Here is a 468-nt window from a genome sequence, read left to right on the forward strand (position 1 = left end):
GGCGGGACGGCCGCCACCCGGGCCGGCGGGGCGGCGCGCCGCGCCTCGGAGACCGCCCGCGCCGGCGGGGTGGCCGTGGGAGAACCCGTCCGCGTCACGGAACTCGTGAGCGGGCCCCCGGTGCTGGTCGCCGCCGTGGCGCGGCTGACGCGGGACATGGTCGCCGTCGACACGCTGGAGGACGCGGAGGACCTCGTACGCGACCGGCCCGAGCTGACGGCGGTCACCGCCGACGGCGACGTCCTCGGCGCGCACTTCGCACACGGCGGGTCCGCGGGCGCGCCCAGCCTCATCGAGGTGCAGGCCTCCGTCGACGAGGCCGCGGCCGAGCTCGCCGACCTCGGGGTGGGGGGGGCGGGGGGGGGGGGCGCGCCGCGCGCGGCGGGCGCGGCCCGGCCGGGCGGCGGCGCCCGGGGGGGGGGGCGGGGGGGGCGGCGGCGGGCCCCCCCCGCGGGGCGGGGGGCGGGG

1 pseudogene is annotated in these 468 nt (G+C 84.8%); it reads left to right on the forward strand.

The annotated features are described in order from the left end of the window. Positions 1 to 123: 123 nt before the first annotated feature. Positions 124 to 391 (forward strand): annotated as a pseudogene (locus LCE31_RS41450) (hypothetical protein); the annotation flags it as partial. Between the last annotated feature and the right edge of the window lie 77 nt (positions 392 to 468).

The sequence above is a fragment of the Streptomyces sp. 8L genome (assembly GCF_020176795.1).
Classification (GTDB): domain Bacteria; phylum Actinomycetota; class Actinomycetes; order Streptomycetales; family Streptomycetaceae; genus Streptomyces.